Origin of the sequence: Serinibacter salmoneus (assembly GCF_002563925.1) — a bacterium.
GTDB classification, from domain to species: Bacteria; Actinomycetota; Actinomycetes; order Actinomycetales; family Beutenbergiaceae; genus Serinibacter; species Serinibacter salmoneus.
This window is the reverse complement of record NZ_PDJD01000001.1, coordinates 1991953-2009607: the sequence shown is the minus strand read 5'-3', so window position 1 is coordinate 2009607 and position 17655 is coordinate 1991953. Positions and strand designations below refer to the sequence as shown.

General features: G+C 67.4%; 13 protein-coding genes and 3 rRNA genes. All 16 read left to right on the top strand.

All coding sequences use genetic code 11. From position 1 onward, the window contains the following. Window positions 1-26: 26 nt before the first annotated feature. The 16 genes from ATL40_RS09020 to ATL40_RS08945 all read left to right on the top strand — a co-directional run bounded on the left by ATL40_RS09020 (window position 27) and on the right by ATL40_RS08945 (window position 17623). A complete protein-coding gene (locus ATL40_RS09020; protein WP_098469249.1) occupies window positions 27-452 on the top strand; it encodes a pilus assembly protein CpaE in 426 nt (141 codons plus the stop codon). Next, entirely contained in the window at window positions 449-1174 is a 726-nt protein-coding gene (gene pxpA, locus ATL40_RS09015) for a 5-oxoprolinase subunit PxpA (protein ID WP_098469248.1), read from the top strand. Before ATL40_RS09020 ends, pxpA begins: the two co-directional genes overlap by 4 nt. After that, the gene (locus ATL40_RS15435; protein ID WP_245866918.1) at window positions 1167-1844 is read left to right on the top strand and encodes a 5-oxoprolinase subunit B family protein; all 678 of its coding nucleotides are present in this window, start codon (window positions 1167-1169) and stop codon (window positions 1842-1844) included. Before pxpA ends, ATL40_RS15435 begins: the two co-directional genes overlap by 8 nt. Next, window positions 1844-2824 carry a 5-oxoprolinase subunit C family protein gene (locus ATL40_RS15430; RefSeq protein ID WP_098470391.1) on the top strand — a complete coding sequence of 327 codons (981 nt, stop codon included), beginning with the start codon at window positions 1844-1846 and terminating at the stop codon, window positions 2822-2824. The genes ATL40_RS15435 and ATL40_RS15430 overlap by 1 nt, the downstream gene beginning before the upstream one ends. Before the next feature lie 77 nt (window positions 2825-2901). Continuing rightward, window positions 2902-3174 carry a LapA family protein gene (locus ATL40_RS09000; RefSeq protein WP_211283094.1) on the top strand — a complete coding sequence of 91 codons (273 nt, stop codon included), beginning with the start codon at window positions 2902-2904 and terminating at the stop codon, window positions 3172-3174. A gap of 76 nt (window positions 3175-3250) precedes the next feature. Further along, window positions 3251-3547, top strand: a complete 297-nt coding sequence (gene gatC, locus ATL40_RS08995; protein WP_098469246.1) for an Asp-tRNA(Asn)/Glu-tRNA(Gln) amidotransferase subunit GatC — start codon at window positions 3251-3253, stop codon at window positions 3545-3547. Window position 3548: 1 nt separating this feature from the next. Then, entirely contained in the window at window positions 3549-5054 is a 1506-nt protein-coding gene (gatA, locus tag ATL40_RS08990) for an Asp-tRNA(Asn)/Glu-tRNA(Gln) amidotransferase subunit GatA (protein WP_098469245.1), read from the top strand. Continuing rightward, window positions 5051-6550, top strand: coding sequence for an Asp-tRNA(Asn)/Glu-tRNA(Gln) amidotransferase subunit GatB (gene gatB, locus ATL40_RS08985; RefSeq protein ID WP_098469244.1), 1500 nt, complete (start codon window positions 5051-5053; stop codon window positions 6548-6550). The genes gatA and gatB overlap by 4 nt, the downstream gene beginning before the upstream one ends. A gap of 3 nt (window positions 6551-6553) precedes the next feature. After that, entirely contained in the window at window positions 6554-7243 is a 690-nt protein-coding gene (locus ATL40_RS08980) for a metal-dependent transcriptional regulator (protein WP_098469243.1), read from the top strand. A 138-nt stretch (window positions 7244-7381) separates the two neighbouring features. Beyond that, window positions 7382-7843, top strand: a complete 462-nt coding sequence (locus ATL40_RS08975) for a hypothetical protein (RefSeq protein ID WP_098469242.1) — start codon at window positions 7382-7384, stop codon at window positions 7841-7843. 196 nt (window positions 7844-8039) lie between these two features. Beyond that, window positions 8040-9743, top strand: coding sequence for a dihydroxy-acid dehydratase (gene ilvD, locus ATL40_RS08970; RefSeq protein ID WP_098469241.1), 1704 nt, complete (start codon window positions 8040-8042; stop codon window positions 9741-9743). A gap of 669 nt (window positions 9744-10412) precedes the next feature. Continuing rightward, window positions 10413-11940: ribosomal RNA gene (locus tag ATL40_RS08965) — 16S ribosomal RNA — on the top strand. Between the two features lie 379 nt (window positions 11941-12319). Beyond that, window positions 12320-15431, top strand: a 23S ribosomal RNA gene (locus ATL40_RS08960). Window positions 15432-15540: 109 nt separating this feature from the next. After that, window positions 15541-15659, top strand: a 5S ribosomal RNA gene (rrf, locus tag ATL40_RS08955). Together the 16S, 23S and 5S rRNA genes form the textbook arrangement of a ribosomal RNA operon. Before the next feature lie 386 nt (window positions 15660-16045). After that, window positions 16046-16405: a YciI family protein gene (locus tag ATL40_RS08950; RefSeq protein WP_098469240.1), complete on the top strand. Its 360-nt coding sequence runs from the start codon at window positions 16046-16048 to the stop codon at window positions 16403-16405. Next, complete coding sequence (locus ATL40_RS08945) at window positions 16406-17623, top strand: RNA polymerase sigma factor (protein ID WP_098469239.1); 1218 nt, start codon at window positions 16406-16408, stop codon at window positions 17621-17623. It abuts the gene before it with no gap. Window positions 17624-17655 lie beyond the last annotated feature (32 nt).

Sequence of the window (17655 nt, the reverse complement as noted above, 5' to 3'; positions counted from 1 at the left end):
GGTGCGGTGCGGGAGATACTGAGGCGATGATCTCCCTGCACCGCGCCCACGCCCTCGCCGAGGCCGGCCTGCGGTGGCGGCCGGTCTCCGGGGACAGCTTCGCGATCCCGGGCAAGGACATGGACGCCGCCCGCTTCACGGTCTCCGAGCTCACCATCGAGGTGCACACCTACCCCACGGGCACCGTGCTCGGGTTCAACGGCACCACCGAGTGGGCGCTGGACTCCGTGGCCGTGGAGGACACCCTGTGGCTGCCCCGCGAGGACCAGTTGCGCGAGCTGCTCGGGGAGACCTTCGTGGCCCTCACGCGCGACGGCACCGCCTACCAGGTGCACACCCACGATGCGGTCGACGGCGAGGCCCGCGCCTACACCGCCGCCGCTCCCGCCGATGCCTACGCCGACGCGCTGCTGCATCTGCTGCGCGAGGCCGGCGCCGCGAGCACCCCATGAGGACCATCGACCTCAATGCCGACCTCGGGGAGGGGATGGGCGACGACGAGGCGATCCTCGCCGTGGTCACCTCCGCCTCCATCGCCTGCGGCGGGCACGCCGGTGATTCCGCCTCGATGGCGCTGGCGGCCCGGCGCTGCCGCGAGGCCGGGGTCGCGCTGGGCGCGCACCCCTCCTACCCCGACCGGGAGGATTTCGGACGGCGCCGCCTGGGCATTCCCGCGGATGCGCTGCGCGCCGACCTGCTGCGGCAGGTGCGCGACCTCGCCGCCGCCGCCGAACGCGTCGGGGTGGGACTGACCCACCTCAAGGCGCACGGCGCGCTGTACAACCTGGCGATGGTGGACGACGACGCAGCCCACCTGGTGCTCCAGGTCGCCGCCGACGCGCTCGAGCGGGCGCTGCCCGTGTACGCCCTGCCGGGCTCGCGGGTGGCGAGCCTCGCCGCCGAGCACGGCATCGCCGTGGTCCCTGAGGCCTTCGCCGACCGCGCCGCCACCGCCGCCGGCACCCTGGTTCCCCGCTCCGAGCCCGGGGCGGTCATCACCGACCCCGCCGCGGTCCGCGAGCGGATGGGGCACCTGGATGCGCGCGCCCGCACCGTCTGCGTGCACGGGGACACCCCGGCGGCGCTCGACCTCGCCCGCGCGGCCCGGCGGGGGCTGCTGGACGCCGGCTTCACCCTCGCGCCGGCCACGCCGGGGGCGGGGCGTGGTGAGTAGCAGGGGGGTCGGCGCCGTGCGGCCCTTCGGCGAGCGCGCCCTGCTCCTGGACGTCGCCGACTCGGCCGCCGCCCGCTCGCTCGCGCCCCTGGTCGCCGCGGCGCCCGGCGTGCTGGACGTCGTGCCCGGCGCCGCCTCCCTGCTCGTGCGCTGTGGCGACGCCGCGGCCGCCCGCGACCTGGCGCGGGCCTGGGCCGCCGAGCCACCGCGGGTGCAGGACGGCGCCGCCGCCACCGGCCGGGAGGTGCGGATCGGGGTGCGGTACGACGGCGCGGACCTCGCCGAGGTGGGACGCCGCACCGGCCTCGGGGAGGCCGGGGTGATCGCCGCTCACACCGGCGCCACGTACGTGGCCGCGTTCGCGGGCTTCGCCCCGGGATTCGTCTACCTGGAGGGACTGCCCGGTGTGCTCCAGTTGCCCCGCCGGCACGACCCGCGCACCCGGGTGCCCGCGGGTTCGGTGGCGATCGCCGCGGGCTACACCTCGGTCTACCCCCGCTCCTCGCCCGGCGGCTGGCACCTTCTCGGCACCACCACGGCGGTGCTCTTCGACCCCGGCCGCGATCCCGCGGCGCTGATCCGGCCCGGGGACACCGTGCGGTTCGAGCCCCTGCCGGACCCCATTCCGGATCCCATGCCGGAGCCCCGCCGTGGCGAGGAGCCGGCGTGATGGCCCGCCTGCACGTGGAGCACCCGGGCCCCCTCACCCTGATCCAGGACGCCGGGCGCACCGGCGTGGCACACCTGGGCGTCTCACCCTCCGGTGCGTTCGACCGGGCCGCGCACGCGCGGGCGAACGCCCTGGTGGGCAACGACCCCGGCGCCGCCGCGCTGGAGGTGCTGCTCGGGGGCCTGAGGCTGCGCGCCGAGGGCACCGTGCTGGTGGCCGTGACGGGCGCGAGGCTCGCGATCGACGTGGACGGCCTGCCGTTGGCGCCCGAGCGGGTGATCGCGGTGCCCCACGGGTCGCTGCTCACCCTCGCGCCGGGGCATGCGGAGGCGGCCGCCTCGCCCCGCGGGCTGCGCGCCTATCTGGCGGTCGCCGGCGGCCTGGACGTGCCGCCCGTGCTGGGCTCCCGCTCCCGGGACACGCTCGGTCAGCTCGGTCCCGCACCGCTCACCGCGGGGGACGTGCTGCCCATCGGGCGCGACCACGCCGCTTCCCGAGGTGAGTCCAAGCGCCCGGGCGGGGCTGCGCCGTCGGGTGCCCTGCCGTCGGGTGCCATGCCGACGGGCGCCATGCCGTCGAGTGCCACCCCGTTGGGCGCGGTGTCCTCGGGCACCGAGGGCCTGCCAACGGCCGGTACCGTGCTGGAGGTCCTGCCCGGTCCCCGGCCCGAGGAGTTCGACCCCGATGCGCTGGCGCGCCTCACCCGCGGTGCCTACCGGGTGACCGACCGCGCCGACCGGGTGGCCGTGCGGCTGGAGGGTGAGGCCATGGCCACCGCGGCCGTCGACTCGCGCGGGTCGGAGGGCCTGGTCGCCGGGGCGATCCAGATCCCGCCCTCCGGGCAGCCCGTCGTCTTCGGCCCCGACCATCCCCTCACCGGTGGCTACCCGGTCCTCGCGGTCCTCACCGACGCCGCCCTCGGCACCCTCGCCCAGGTGACGCCCGGGGAACGGGTGCGCTTCGCCGTCGTCTCCCTCTAGCCGCGCCCCGGGATCGCGCGCAGCCCTAGACTGGCGCCGAAGGCCCCCCGATCACCCCTCACCCCCCTGGGAGAACGATGTCCGGCACCACCAAGCCCACCGGAGGCGAACGCGCCCTGGATCTCCTCAAGCGGTTCTGGTTCCCGCTGGCGCTGGCGATCCTCGCGACGATCTTCATCGTGCAGAACACCCAGGAGATCCAGATCTTCTTCTTCGCGGGACGGTTCACGGCCCCGGCGTGGCTGGCCTACACCGCCCTGGTGCTGGTGGGTCTCGTGGTGGGCCTGTACATCGCGCGGCGCCGCGCGCGCGGCGCCGGCGTGGGGCAGGGCAAGCACCCCGGCAAGTAGCCCCGGCACGTGGCCGACCCCCCGCCGGGCGCAGCGCGAGCCGCGCCCGGAGGGCTGGACCGCCTAGAGTGGAGGCATGCCCACGTTCTCCACGCAGGAGGTCGCGCGCCTGGCCGCCCTGGCCCGCATCGACCTCACCCCAGCCGAGCTCGACCGGTTCGCCGGTGAGCTCGAGGTCATCGCCCACGCCGTCGAGAAGGTCAGCGAGGTGGCCACGGCCGACGTCCCCGCGACCTCCCACCCGATCCCGTTGGTGAACGTGTGGCGCGAGGACGTGGTCGAACCCACCCTGGACCGCGAGGAGGTGCTCGCCCAGGCGCCGGCCGCGCAGGACGGGCGCTTCGCCGTCCCGCAGATCCTCGGGGAGGAATGAGATGACCGAGCTGTTCCGCCGCACCGCGGCCGAGCTCGCCGACCTGCTGAGCGCCGGTGAGGTGAGCGCCGTAGAGGTCTCCCGGGCCCACCTGGACCGGATCGCCGCCGTCGACGGCGAGATCCACGCGTTCCTGCACACCGACGCCGAGGACACCCTCGCCCAGGCGAAGGCGGTCGACGACGCGCGCGCCGCCGGCCAGGACCTGCACCCGATGGCCGGGGTGCCGATCGCGGTCAAGGACGTGGTCGTCACCCGCGGCACCCCCACCACCGCCGGATCGCGCATCCTGGAGGGCTGGCTCCCGCCGTACGACGCCACGCTGGTCACCAAGCTGCGCGCGGCCGGGATGCCGATGCTGGGCAAGACGAACATGGACGAGTTCGCCATGGGCTCCTCCACCGAGCACTCCGGCTACGGGCCCACCCGCAACCCGTGGGACGCCGAGCGCATCCCCGGCGGCTCCGGCGGCGGCAGCGCCGCGGCGGTGGCCGCGTTCGAGGCGCCGCTGGCGATCGGCACCGACACCGGCGGCTCCATCCGCCAGCCCGCCGCCGTCACCGGCACCGTGGGCGTGAAGCCCACCTACGGCAGCGTCAGCCGCTACGGCCTCATCGCCCTGGCCTCCAGCCTGGACCAGGCCGGCCCGTGCTCGCGCACCGTGCTGGACTCCGCGCTGCTGCACGAGGTCATCGGCGGGCACGACCCGCGCGATGCCACCAGCCTCACCGACCCGGCCACCGGGTACGCCGCAGCGGCGCGCCTGGGCGCCTCCGGTGACCTGACCGGTGTGCGCGTGGGTGTGGTGAAGGAGCTCGGCGGTGAGGGGTACCAGGAGGAGGTGCGTGCCGCGTTCGCCGCGAGCGTGGCCCAGTTGCAGGCCGCGGGCGCCGAGGTCGTGGAGGTCTCCTGCCCCTCCTTCGACGCCGCTCTGGCCGCCTACTACCTCATCCTGCCCGCCGAGGCCTCCAGCAACCTCGCCAAGTTCGACGGCATGCGCTTCGGCCTGCGCGTGGAGCCGAGCGAGGGGCCGGTCACCGCCGAGCGCGTCATGGCCGCCACCCGCGGTCAGGGCTTCGGTGACGAGGTCAAGCGCCGCATCATCCTGGGCACCTACGCCCTCTCGGCCGGCTACTACGACGCCTACTACGGCAGCGCCCAGAAGGTGCGCACCCTCATCCAGCGCGACTTCGCCGCCGCGTTCGAGCAGGTGGACGTGCTCGTCTCGCCCACCGCCCCGACCACGGCGTTCAAGCTGGGGGAGAAGCTGGACGACCCGCTGGCGATGTACCTCAACGACGTCGCCACCATCCCGGCGAACCTCGCCGGGGTGCCGGGCATGTCCGTGCCCAACGGCCTGGACTCCGCCGGTCTGCCCATCGGCCTGCAGATCCTCGCCCCCGCCCGCGCCGACGCCCGCCTGTACCGGGTGGGAGCCGCGCTGGAACACGCCTACGACGCCGAACACGGCGCCCTCATCAACGCTCTCGGGGAGGTCGCGCGATGAGCACGGACCTGATGCCATTCGACGACGCCGTGGCCCGCTTCGACCCCGTGCTGGGGATCGAGGTGCACGTGGAACTCGGGACCGCGACGAAGATGTTCGACGCCGCCCCCGCCGGTTTCGGCGAGGAGCCGAACACCTCGGTCACCCCGGTCTCCCTCGGCCTGCCGGGCGCGCTGCCCAGCGTGAACCGCACCGCCGTGGAGTACGCGATCCGGATCGGGCTCGCGCTGAACTGCTCGATCGCCGAGAGCTGCCGGTTCGCGCGGAAGAACTACTTCTACCCGGACGTGCCCAAGAACTTCCAGACCTCCCAGTACGACGAGCCGATCGCCTTCGACGGGTACCTCGACGTGGAACTGGAGGACGGCGAGGTGGTGCGCGTGGAGATCGAGCGTGCCCACATGGAGGAGGACGCGGGTAAGAACACCCACGTCGGCGGGCACGACGGCCGGCTGCAGGGCGCCTCCCACTCCCTGGTGGACTACAACCGCGCCGGCATCCCGCTGGTGGAGATCGTCACCCGCCCGATCCCGAACGTGGGGGCCCGCGCACCCGAGGTCGCGGCCGCCTACGTGCGCACGCTGCGCGACATCTTCCGGGCGCTGGAGGTCTCCGAAGCCCGGATGGAGCGCGGGAACGTGCGCGCCGACGTGAACCTGTCCCTGCGCCCCTCACCCGAGGCGCCGCTGGGCACCCGCACCGAGACCAAGAACGTCAACTCCTTCCGCAGCGTGGAGCGCGCGGTGCGCTACGAGGTCTCGCGGCAGGCCGCCATCCTCGCCGCGGGCGGCTCGATCACCCAGGAGACCCGCCACTTCCACGAGTCGGACGGCAGCACCTCGCCCGGGCGCGAGAAGTCCGACGCCGAGGACTACCGCTACTTCCCCGAGCCGGACCTCGTGCCCATCGAGCCCGCCCGGGAGTGGGTGGAGGAGATCCGCGCCGCACTGCCCGAGCTCCCCGCCGCGCGCCGGCGCCGTCTGGATGCCGAGTGGGGGTTCAGCGCACCGGAGATGCGCGACGTCGTCAACGCCGGCGCCCTGGACCTCATCGAGGCGACCGTCGCGGCCGGCGCGAGCCCGGCGGCGGCCCGCAAGTGGTGGATGGGTGAGCTGGCGCGCACCGCGAACGCCTCCGACGTCGAGCTCGAGGCCCTGGCGATCACCCCCGCCCAGGTGGCGCAACTGCAGGCCCTGGTGGACTCCGGGCGGATCAACGACAAGCTCGCTCGCCAGGCACTGGAGGGCGTGCTCGCCGGGGAGGGCGACCCGGAGGCCGTGGTCACCGCCCGCGGACTCGAGGTGGTCTCCGACGACGGACCGCTGCTGGAGGTCATCGATCAGACCCTGGCCGCGCAGCCCGACATCGCCGAGAAGATCCGTAGCGGCAACCTGGGCCCGATCGGCGCGGTGATCGGGGCCGTGATGAAGGCGACCCGAGGCCAGGCCGACGCGGGGCGCGTGCGCGAGCTCGTCGTCGAGCGCGTCCAGGGCTGAGCGATGGTGGAAGACCGGCTCTCCGCCGCGGCCCAGGACTACCTCAAGGTGGTCTGGAACGCGGGGGAGTGGTCGGACCGCCCGCTCACCGTCAAGGCCCTCGCGGAGCGACTCTCGCTCACGGCCGGCACCGTCTCGGAGGGGGTGCGGCGGCTGGCGGACGCGGGACTGCTGGACCACCAGCCCTACGGGGCGATCACCCTGACGGAGGCGGGCCGCCGGGAGGCGCTCGCGGTGGTCCGGCGTCATCGCCTCGTGGAGACGCTGCTGGTGCGCACCTTCGGCTACTCCTGGGACCAGGTCCACGAGGAGGCGGAGGTGCTGGAGCACGCCATCTCCGATGAGCTGGTGCGCCGCATCGACGCGCACCTGCAGCACCCCACCCACGACCCGCACGGTGACCCGATCCCGACGGCCGACGGGGAGATCACCATCCCGCAGGCTCACCGCCTCAGCGACCTGGCGACGGGGGACTGCGGGGTGGTGACGCGGGTGTCGGACTCCGACTCCGAGCTCCTGCAGCGTCTGGAGGCGGTCGGCATGCTGCCGGGGTGTCATGTCCGCGTGACGGAGCGGGTCGACTCCAGTGAGTTGATGACGGTGACCCGGGTGGATCACGACGGCGCTGACGGCGGCGCCGCGGTTCCCTTCGGACTGGCGGCCCTGCGGGCGGTGTGGCTGGTGCCCGGCTGAGTGCCGAACCCCACAATTCCGGCGCCCACGAGGTCGATGTCTTCTCGAATGCTGGAACCGGACCCTTCGCCGTGCACGAACGAAACTCCCGTTCTATGGTGGGCGTGTTCTTTCACCCCCCGGAACAGGAGGAGCACTATGGTTCAGGTCCACTGGTTCGACAAGGTCGCGTACTACGTGCGCTACCTCGCCATTTACGTTCTTTTCATCGGCCTATTCCTGCCCGCAGGAATCGGCAAGTTGTTCGGTGGCGAGAGCGTGCCTTCGAGTCTGTTCGAGAAGAGTTGGCTCGATGGCACCGTGGTGCTCTCGACGGGTTGGACCCTGGACGGGATCGGCGAGCTGGTGGTCGCGTTGCTGATGATCGCCTCTCTCGTGACCGGCGAGTGGTTCCAGGGCCGCACCAAGCAGCTGCTGCGCATCGGCCTGGCGGTGGCCACGCTGCTGTTCGGCGTGATGTGCACGGGCATGACGATCGCGGACCAGACGGCCAGCGCCGCTTCCCTGTTCTTCTACTTCGGCGCCACCAGCGTGGTGTACCTGGTGGTGCGTCACGACGAGCGTGAGGCGGAGGGCAAGGAGGCCGCCACCGGCGTGTGATCGGACCGGCGTGTGAGCGGCGCGCGCCCTACCCTCGCGCGGCGCCCCGTCACCCCCGCGGGTGGCGGGGCGCACTCGCGTCCACCGGTGGGGGCGTCCGGGGACCCACACGCCCCGTGCGCACCGGCCGCCTCCGCGTGAACCGAGTGCTGGACACCCATGCGTGCTCCCGGGGGCGGAGTCCTAGACTCCTGCCATGACTGAAACGGGCGAAGTGGACATCAAGCCGCGCTCGCGCCAGGTCACCGACGGCATCGCAGCCACCGCCTCGCGCGGCATGCTGCGCGCGGTGGGCATGGGCGACGACGACTGGGCGAAGCCGCAGATCGGTGTGGCCAGCTCCTGGAACGAGATCACCCCGTGCAACCTCTCTCTCGATCGCCTCGCCAAGGGCGTGAAGGAGGGCGTGCACGCCGGTGGTGGATATCCCCTGGAGTTCGGCACGATCTCGGTGTCCGACGGTATCTCCATGGGGCACGAGGGCATGCACTTCTCCCTGGTCTCGCGCGACATCATCGCCGACTCCGTGGAGACCGTCATGATGGCCGAGCGCCTCGACGGTTCGGTGCTGCTCGCCGGCTGCGACAAGTCGCTGCCCGGCATGCTCATGGCCGCCGCCCGCCTGGACCTGTCCTCCGTGTTCCTCTACGCCGGTTCGATCATGCCGGGCTGGGTGAAGCTCGAGGACGGGACGGAGAAGGACGTCACGCTCATCGATGCGTTCGAGGCCGTGGGCGCCTGCCAGCGTGGACTCATGAGCAAGGGCGACCTCGATCGCATCGAGCGGGCCATCTGCCCGGGCGAGGGTGCCTGCGGTGGCATGTACACCGCCAACACCATGGCCTCGGTGGCCGAGGCCATGGGCATGTCGCTGCCGGGGAGCGCGGCGCCGCCCTCGGCCGATCGCCGCCGCGACAGCTTCGCCCACGCCTCCGGGCAGGCCGTGGTGGAGATGCTGCGTCAGGGGATCACCGCGCGCGACATCATGACGAAGGAGGCCTTCGAGAACGCCATCGCGGTGGTGATGGCGTTCGGAGGCTCCACCAACGCCGTGCTGCACCTGCTGGCGATCGCGCACGAGGCGGAGGTCGATCTGACCCTCGCAGACTTCGACCGCGTGGCCAGCCGCGTGCCGCACCTGGGGGACCTGAAGCCCTTCGGTCGCTACGTGATGAACGATGTGGACCGCATCGGCGGCGTACCGGTGATCATGAAGGCCCTGCTGGACTCGGGCCTGCTGCACGGCGATGCGCTCACCGTGACGGGCAAGACGGTGGCGGAGAACCTCGCCGACATCGAACCCCCGGACCCGGACGGGAAGATCCTGCGCGCGATGGACAACCCGATCCATGCGACCGGTGGCATCACGGTCCTGCACGGCTCGCTGGCGCCCGAGGGCGCCGTGGTGAAGTCGGCCGGATTCGACGACTCGGTCTTTGAGGGGACCGCGCGTGTGTTCGAGCGCGAGCGCGCAGCCCTGGACGCGTTGGAGGACGGCACCATCACCGACGGGGATGTGGTGGTCATCCGCTACGAGGGCCCCAAGGGCGGCCCGGGCATGCGGGAGATGCTCGCCATCACCGGCGCCATCAAGGGCGCCGGCCTCGGCAAGACCGTGCTGCTGCTGACCGACGGGCGGTTCTCCGGAGGGACGACGGGACTGTGCGTGGGCCACGTGGCCCCCGAGGCCGTGGACGGGGGGCCGATCGCGTTCGTGCGGGACGGCGACCCGATCCGGCTCGATGTCGCCAACAAGACCCTCGAGCTCCTGGTCTCGGATGACGAGCTCGAGGCGCGGCGCGCGGGATGGGAGCCGTTGGCGCCCCGCTACACCCGGGGCGTGCTGTCGAAGTACGCCAAGCTCGTGCAGTCCGCCTCGCGCGGGGCGATCCTCGAGTAGCCCTCCCGCGTCGCACCCACGAGTGGCGCGGCGATCGCGGGAGCTCGGGGGGACGCAGCACGGGATGTGAGGCAGAGCACACGACGGCCGTCCGACCCCAGGGTCGGGCGGCCGTCGCGTTCTCGAGCCGCCGACACCGCCCGGAATCGTTGCGATCTCAACGATCCCGGGCGCGGGAGCGCGCCGGCAGTGCGAGTCTCGTCCGCGGAATCACGCCGATTTGCACTGCGCGCAACCTCGGCGTAATCTTCTTGTCATCCGGTTGAGAGCAACGGACTGCGAAGCAGGCCGGTCTCACGGAGCCCAAGGCGAAGTCACTCCGCAAGGAGTGCCACTGACGCGGGTCACCCCCGAATCGAGAAGCCCGGCAGCGCGAGTTGCACGGCGGTTCACGGTGAGGTAGGGTGGAGAAGTTGCCCCGGGATCGGGTCTGCTGGCTGAGTGTTGGTGGGTTTGGTGTGTGTGGGTGTGTTGTTTGAGAACTCAACAGTGTGTTTTGTGATGTAGATGCCATGTGATGGCTGCTCATCGTGTGCCTGCTCCGTTGTGGGGTGGGTGTTGGTGGGTGGTTGTTGCTTGTTTGTTTATGTTTTGATTTGCCTGCCACTGTGGTGGTGGGTGGGTCAGGGTTTCTTTGTATGGATCTTCACTCCTTGTGGGGTGTTGGTTTTGACGGAGAGTTTGATCCTGGCTCAGGACGAACGCTGGCGGCGTGCTTTACACATGCAAGTCGAACGATGAAGGGGTGCTTGCACTCTGGATTAGTGGCGAACGGGTGAGTAACACGTGAGTAACCTGCCCCAGACTCTGGGATAACTCCGGGAAACCGGGGCTAATACTGGATATGACGCCTGCCTGCATGGGTGGGTGTGTAAAGGGTTTCTGGTTTGGGATGGGCTCGCGGCCTATCAGCTTGTTGGTGGGGTGATGGCCTACCAAGGCTTTGACGGGTAGCCGGCCTGAGAGGGTGACCGGCCACACTGGGACTGAGACACGGCCCAGACTCCTACGGGAGGCAGCAGTGGGGAATATTGCACAATGGGCGCAAGCCTGATGCAGCGACGCCGCGTGAGGGATGACGGCCTTCGGGTTGTAAACCTCTTTCAGTAGGGAAGAAGCCTTTCGGGGTGACGGTACCTGCAGAAGAAGCGCCGGCTAACTACGTGCCAGCAGCCGCGGTAATACGTAGGGCGCAAGCGTTGTCCGGAATTATTGGGCGTAAAGAGCTCGTAGGCGGCTTGTCGCGTCTGCTGTGAAATCCTCAGGCTCAACCTGGGGCGTGCAGTGGGTACGGGCAGGCTAGAGTGCGGTAGGGGAGACTGGAATTCCTGGTGTAGCGGTGGAATGCGCAGATATCAGGAGGAACACCGATGGCGAAGGCAGGTCTCTGGGCCGTTACTGACGCTGAGGAGCGAAAGCATGGGGAGCGAACAGGATTAGATACCCTGGTAGTCCATGCCGTAAACGTTGGGCACTAGGTGTGGGGTCCATTCCACGGGTTCCGCGCCGTAGCTAACGCATTAAGTGCCCCGCCTGGGGAGTACGGCCGCAAGGCTAAAACTCAAAGGAATTGACGGGGGCCCGCACAAGCGGCGGAGCATGCGGATTAATTCGATGCAACGCGAAGAACCTTACCAAGGCTTGACATACACGGGAAGCCGCCAGAGATGGTGGTCTCTTTGGACACTCGTGTACAGGTGGTGCATGGTTGTCGTCAGCTCGTGTCGTGAGATGTTGGGTTAAGTCCCGCAACGAGCGCAACCCTCGTCCTATGTTGCCAGCACGTTATGGTGGGGACTCATAGGAGACTGCCGGGGTCAACTCGGAGGAAGGTGGGGATGACGTCAAATCATCATGCCCCTTATGTCTTGGGCTTCACGCATGCTACAATGGCCGGTACAAAGGGTTGCGATACTGTGAGGTGGAGCGAATCCCAGAAAGCCGGTCTCAGTTCGGATTGGGGTCTGCAACTCGACCCCATGAAGTCGGAGTCGCTAGTAATCGCAGATCAGCAATGCTGCGGTGAATACGTTCTCGGGCCTTGTACACACCGCCCGTCAAGTCATGAAAGTCGGTAACACCCGAAGCCGGTGGCCCAACCCCTTGTGGGAGGGAGCTGTCGAAGGTGGGATCGGCGATTAGGACTAAGTCGTAACAAGGTAGCCGTACCGGAAGGTGCGGCTGGATCACCTCCTTTCTAAGGAGCACTACTGATGCTGCTGCACGCGTCGCCGGCGCGCTGACCCTGCTTGGGTTGGTGTGGTGGTGGTGGTGTGGTGGTGTGGCCGAACACTTACCAGTTTGTGGTGGGTGGGGGTGCCTGGTGTTTCGTGGGTGGAACGTCTACATCACTCCTGCTGTTGGTTGCTCGTTGTATGCGGGTGATTGGTGGTGGGGGCACACTGTTGGGTTTTGAGGCAACACGCCTCCCGCATGCTTGGTGTGTGGGTGGGGTTGTTACTTCGAAGCTGGGCCCTCACGGGTTCTCGTCTCTCTTGTTGGAGGGGTGGGGGTTTGTGTGTGGGGTTGGTTGTTTGAGAACTGCACAGTGGACGCGAGCATCTTTAGTCTTTGTGGTTGAAGTGTTTAAGAGCAGTCGGTGGATGCCTTGGCATCAGGAGCCGAAGAAGGACGTGGTAGCCTGCGATAAGCCTCGGGGAGTTGGCAAACGAGCATTGATCCGAGGGTGTCCGAATGGGGAAACCCCGCACGAGTCATGTCGTGTGACCCGCATCTGAATATATAGGGTGTGTGGAGGGAACGTCGGGAAGTGAAACATCTCAGTACCGACAGGAAGAGATATTCCGTGAGTAGTGGCGAGCGAAAGCGGATGAGGCTAAACCGTGTGCGTGTGATACCCGGCAGGGGTTGCGTATGCGGGGTTGTGGGACCTTCCTTGCCACGCTGCCGTAGTGGTGAAGGAGTGAGAAAGTCGTGTCATAGTCGAACACTCTTGAACGGGTGGGGATACAGGGTGCGACCCCCGTAGACGAAATGGCATGGCCTCCTGGAAGTGTTCCCGAGTAGCACGGGGCCCGTGAAATCCCGTGTGAATCTGGCAAGACCACTTGCTAAGCCTAAATACTACCTGATGACCGATAGCGGAACAGTACCGTGAGGGAAAGGTGAAAAGTACCCCGGGAGGGGAGTGAAATAGTACCTGAAACCGGCTGCTTACAATCCGTCGGAGCCTCCTTGGTTGGGGTGACGGCGTGCCTTTTGAAGAATGAGCCTGCGAGTTAGTGGTACGTGGCGAGGTTAACCCGTGTGGGGAAGTCGTAGCGAAAGCGAGTCTTAACCGGCGTTAGTCGCGTGCTCTAGACCCGAAGCGAAGTGATCTACCCATGGGCAGGTTGAAGCGCGGGTAAGACCGTGTGGAGGACCGAACCCACCAGGGTTGAAAACCTGGGGGATGACCTGTGGGTAGGGGTGAAAGGCCAATCAAACTTCGTGATAGCTGGTTCTCCCCGAAATGCATATAGGTGCAGCGTTACGTGTTTCTTGCCGGAGGTAGAGCTACTGGATGGCCGATGGGCCTCACCAGGTTACTGACGTCAGCCAAACTCCGAATGCCGGTAAGTGAGAGCGTAGCAGTGAGACTGTGGGGGATAAGCTTCATAGTCGAGAGGGAAACAGCCCAGACCACCAGCTAAGGCCCCTAAGCGTGTGCTAAGTGGGAAAGGATGTGGAGTTGCACAGACAACCAGGAGGTTGGCTTAGAAGCAGCCACCCTTGAAAGAGTGCGTAATAGCTCACTGGTCAAGTGATTCCGCGCCGACAATGTAGCGGGGCTCAAGCACACCGCCGAAGCTGTGGCATTCACACAATAACTAAGCCTTTGTGGTTCAGGTGTGTGGATGGGTAGGGGAGCGTCGTGTGGGCAGTGAAGCTGCGGAGTGATCCAGTGGTGGAGCCTACACGAGTGAGAATGCAGGCATGAGTAGCGAATGACGGGTGAGAAACCCGTCCGCCGAATGACCAAGGGTTCCAGGGCCAGGTTAATCCGCCCTGGGTAAGTCGGGACCTAAGGCGAGGCCGACAGGCGTAGTCGATGGACAACGGGTTGATATTCCCGTACCGGCGAAGTACCGCCCATACCGAACCTTGTGATACTAACCATCCGAACCACACCACCGGTAGCCTTCGGGCTTCCACCGGTGTGGGGAGCGTGGGACCTTAACGGGTAGTAGGTAAGCGTATTAACAGGGGTGACGCATGAAGGTAGCCAGTTGGAGCGATGGTTGTCTCCTTCCAAGGTTGTAGGACGTGTGGTAGGCAAATCCGCCACACATAGGTCTGAGAACTGATGGTGACCGCTTTAGCGGGAATATGGTGATCCTACGGTGCCTAGAAAAGCCTCGACGCGATGGTATGAGCCGCCCGTACCCCAAACCGACTCAGGTGGTCAGGTAGAGAATACTAAGGCGATCGAGAGAATCGTGGTTAAGGAACTCGGCAAAATGCCCCCGTAACTTCGGGAGAAGGGGGGCCCGGACCGTGACCCACCCATGCGGTGGTGAGCGGGTAAGGGCCGCAGAGACCAGGGAGAAGCGACTGTTTACTAAAAACACAGGTCCGTGCGAAGTCGCAAGACGATGTATACGGACTGACGCCTGCCCGGTGCTGGAAGGTTAAGAGGACGGGTTAGTCACCTAGTGGCGAAGCTCAGAATTTAAGCCCCAGTAAACGGCGGTGGTAACTATAACCATCCTAAGGTAGCGAAATTCCTTGTCGGGTAAGTTCCGACCTGCACGAATGGCGTAACGACTTCTCCGCTGTCTCAACCGCGAACTCGGCGAAATTGCATTACGAGTAAAGATGCTCGTTACGCGCAGCAGGACGGAAAGACCCCGGGACCTTTACTATAGCTTGGTATTGGTGTTCGGAGCGGCTTGTGTAGGATAGGTGGGAGACTGTGAAACATCAACGCCAGTTGGTGTGGAGTCGTCCTTGAAATACCACTCTGGTCGCTTTGGACATCTAACTTCGGTCCGTGATCCGGACCAGGGACAGTGCCTGGTGGGTAGTTTAACTGGGGCGGTTGCCTCCCAAAATGTAACGGAGGCGCCCAAAGGTTCCCTCAGCCTGGTTGGCAATCAGGTGTTGAGTGTAAGTGCACAAGGGAGCTTGACTGTGAGACCGACAGGTCGAACAGGGACGAAAGTCGGGACTAGTGATCCGGCGGTGGCTTGTGGAAGCGCCGTCGCTCATCGGATAAAAGGTACCCCGGGGATAACAGGCTGATCTTGCCCAAGAGTCCATATCGACGGCATGGTTTGGCACCTCGATGTCGGCTCGTCGCATCCTGGGGCTGGAGTCGGTCCCAAGGGTTGGGCTGTTCGCCCATTAAAGCGGCACGCGAGCTGGGTTTAGAACGTCGTGAGACAGTTCGGTCCCTATCCGCTGCGCGCGCAGGAAACTTGAGAAGGGCTGTCCTTAGTACGAGAGGACCGGGACGGACTAACCTCTGGTGTGCCAGTTGTTCCGCCAGGAGCACGGCTGGTTAGCTACGTTGGGAAGGGATAACCGCTGAAGGCATCTAAGCGGGAAGCCTGCTTCAAGATGAGGTTTCCATCACCATTTGGTGGAGAGGCTCCCAGTAGACCACTGGGTGATAGGCCGGAAGTGGAAGCAGGAACTAACGACCTGTGGAGCTGACCGGTACTAATAAGCCGATCACTTCAACACCAACACACTCACTAAAAACAATGTGCTACGCGTCCACTGTGCGGTTCCCGAACCACCACACCCACCACCCGGAGCCTCCGGGTAGGGTCTGGTACAAGTTCACACGAGTTACGGCGGCCATAGCGAGGCGGGAAACGCCCGGCATCCATTCCGAACCCGGAAGCTAAGCCCCTCAGCGCCGATGGTACTGCCCTGGAGACGGGGTGGGAGAGTAGGACACCGCCGAACACCCATTAAGCCGAGAGCCCCCAACCCACCCGGGTCTGGGGGCTCTCGCACACCCACACACACCCACGGCGAGACACCCGCCAACACCGCCGGGCTGAGCCCACCACCACGCACCGCCGAGGTGGAGCAGCGGCCGCACGTGGCGGACAGCACCCGTCGTCGGCCCACTTGTCGGGTTGTTGATCCCTCTGGCCGGCGTCACGCCCTCAGGGTGGAGTCCCCTCGTCTACGGCGTCGGCTACGCCGTACGTGAGCAGCCGCACCTGGAAGGTCTCGCGCACCTCGCCTCTGAACTCATGCACGCGGAGCTGTCCATCTGGTGCACTGTTGTACGTCGAGTCAGTAGGAGCGCCACGAGGGCCGCTCCGCGACGAAGGGACGGCACCATGCAGTACTTGTTTCTCCTGACCAATGAGCCGAGCGCGGGTCCCGCGCAGGACAGCCCGGAGTTCGCCGCCGAGATGGGCGAGTGGTTCGCGTTCGACGAGATGGTGAAGTCCGCGGGCGTCTTCGTCGCGGGGGAGGCGCTTCACCCCCAGGAGACCGCCACCACGGTGCGGGTCCGCGAGGGCAAGACGCTGACCACCGACGGCCCGTTCGCGGAGACGAAGGAACACCTCGGCGGCTTCTACGTCCTGGAGGTGGCCGACCTGGACGAGGCCATCAGCTACGCCGAGAAGATCCCGAACGTCGGGTACGGGTCGGTGGAGATCCGCCCCGTGCTCGACGTCTCGCAGATGCAGTAGATGCCGGACGTCGAGGTCGCCGAGGTATTCGGCGCGGAGTGGCCGCGGCTCGTCGCGACCCTGCGCGCTGACCTCGGCGACCTCGACCTGGCCGAGGATGCCGCCGCCCACGCCTTCGCCGTCGCCGCGGACCGTTGGGCGCGGGACGGCAATCCCGACACGCCGGGTGCCTGGCTGTTGACGGTGGCGCGACGGTGGGCGATCGACCAGGCTCGCCGACACGTGCGATTCCAGGCGCGCGAGGACACGCTGCGCCGGCAACTCCAGATGCCGCAGCGGCAGCGTGGCGCCGTGGCCGACGACCTGCTCGCCATGGTCTTCGGGTGCTGCCACCGAGCGCTGGATCCGGAGGCGCAGGTGGCGCTCACGCTGCGCTACGTCGTCGGCCTGAGCACCGCTGACATCGCGCGGAGCTTCCTCGTCTCGGAGCCGACGATGGCGAAGCGCCTCGTCCGCGCGAAGAAGAAGATCGTGGCCTCCGGCATCCCGTTCCGCTCACCCGATCCCGGCTCGGCGCGCGAGAGCCTGGATGAGGTCCTGCGCGTGGTGTACCTGATCTACACGCAGGGCCACGCCTCGCCGACTGGTGAGCTGATCCGTGGTGATCTCTGTGACGAGGCGCGCTGGTTGGCCGGCTACCTCACGACCCTCTTGCCGGGGGAACCGGAGGTCTGGGGACTTGCCGCACTGCTCGCGTTCACCGACGCGCGCCGGCCTGGCAGGCTCGATGCGCACGGAACCGTGCGCCCACTCCGGGACCAGGATCGCAGCCAGTGGAACGACGACGCCGCCCGGGAGGGCAGGCGGATGCTGGCGACGGCGTTACGAGCCCGCCGATTGGGTAGCTACCAGATCCAGGCGGCGATCTCGGCAGCACACACCACCGCCCCCACGTTCGAGCAGACCGACTGGCCGACGATCCGCCGGCTCTACGGACTGCTGGTACGACTGGAACCCACGCCGATCGTGCGACTGAACGAGGCCGTCGCCGTGGCCCAGGCGGAGGGCGCCGAGCAGGGGCTGATGCGCCTCGAGCAACTCTCCGGCGCCCTGGGGGAGTATCACTACTACCACCTCGCGCGAGCCGACATGCTGATCGACGCCGGTGAGAGGACGCTCGCCGAGGCCGCCTTCACCCGCGCGGAGGACCTGTGCCCGAGCGCCACCGAGCGGCAGGTCATCCGCCGCGTGGCCCGCCGGAGGCTAGGGGACGGGTAGCAACACCACCCGATCAGTGGTGGTCGTCACAT

What these genes read in the sequence shown, in the direction of transcription:
- ATL40_RS08975 (WP_098469242.1), top strand. Translation starts at nt 7,382, where the DNA reads ATGGTTCAGGTCCACTGGTTCGACAAGGTCGCGTACTACGTGCGCTAC.
- gatB (WP_098469244.1), top strand. Translation starts at nt 5,051, where the DNA reads ATGAGCACGGACCTGATGCCATTCGACGACGCCGTGGCCCGCTTCGAC.
- ATL40_RS08945 (WP_098469239.1), top strand. Translation starts at nt 16,406, where the DNA reads ATGCCGGACGTCGAGGTCGCCGAGGTATTCGGCGCGGAGTGGCCGCGG.
- ATL40_RS08980 (WP_098469243.1), top strand. Translation starts at nt 6,554, where the DNA reads ATGGTGGAAGACCGGCTCTCCGCCGCGGCCCAGGACTACCTCAAGGTG.
- ATL40_RS15430 (WP_098470391.1), top strand. Translation starts at nt 1,844, where the DNA reads ATGGCCCGCCTGCACGTGGAGCACCCGGGCCCCCTCACCCTGATCCAG.
- ATL40_RS09020 (WP_098469249.1), top strand. Translation starts at nt 27, where the DNA reads ATGATCTCCCTGCACCGCGCCCACGCCCTCGCCGAGGCCGGCCTGCGG.
- pxpA (WP_098469248.1), top strand. Translation starts at nt 449, where the DNA reads ATGAGGACCATCGACCTCAATGCCGACCTCGGGGAGGGGATGGGCGAC.
- gatC (WP_098469246.1), top strand. Translation starts at nt 3,251, where the DNA reads ATGCCCACGTTCTCCACGCAGGAGGTCGCGCGCCTGGCCGCCCTGGCC.
- ATL40_RS09000 (WP_211283094.1), top strand. Translation starts at nt 2,902, where the DNA reads ATGTCCGGCACCACCAAGCCCACCGGAGGCGAACGCGCCCTGGATCTC.
- gatA (WP_098469245.1), top strand. Translation starts at nt 3,549, where the DNA reads ATGACCGAGCTGTTCCGCCGCACCGCGGCCGAGCTCGCCGACCTGCTG.
- ATL40_RS08950 (WP_098469240.1), top strand. Translation starts at nt 16,046, where the DNA reads ATGCAGTACTTGTTTCTCCTGACCAATGAGCCGAGCGCGGGTCCCGCG.
- ilvD (WP_098469241.1), top strand. Translation starts at nt 8,040, where the DNA reads ATGACTGAAACGGGCGAAGTGGACATCAAGCCGCGCTCGCGCCAGGTC.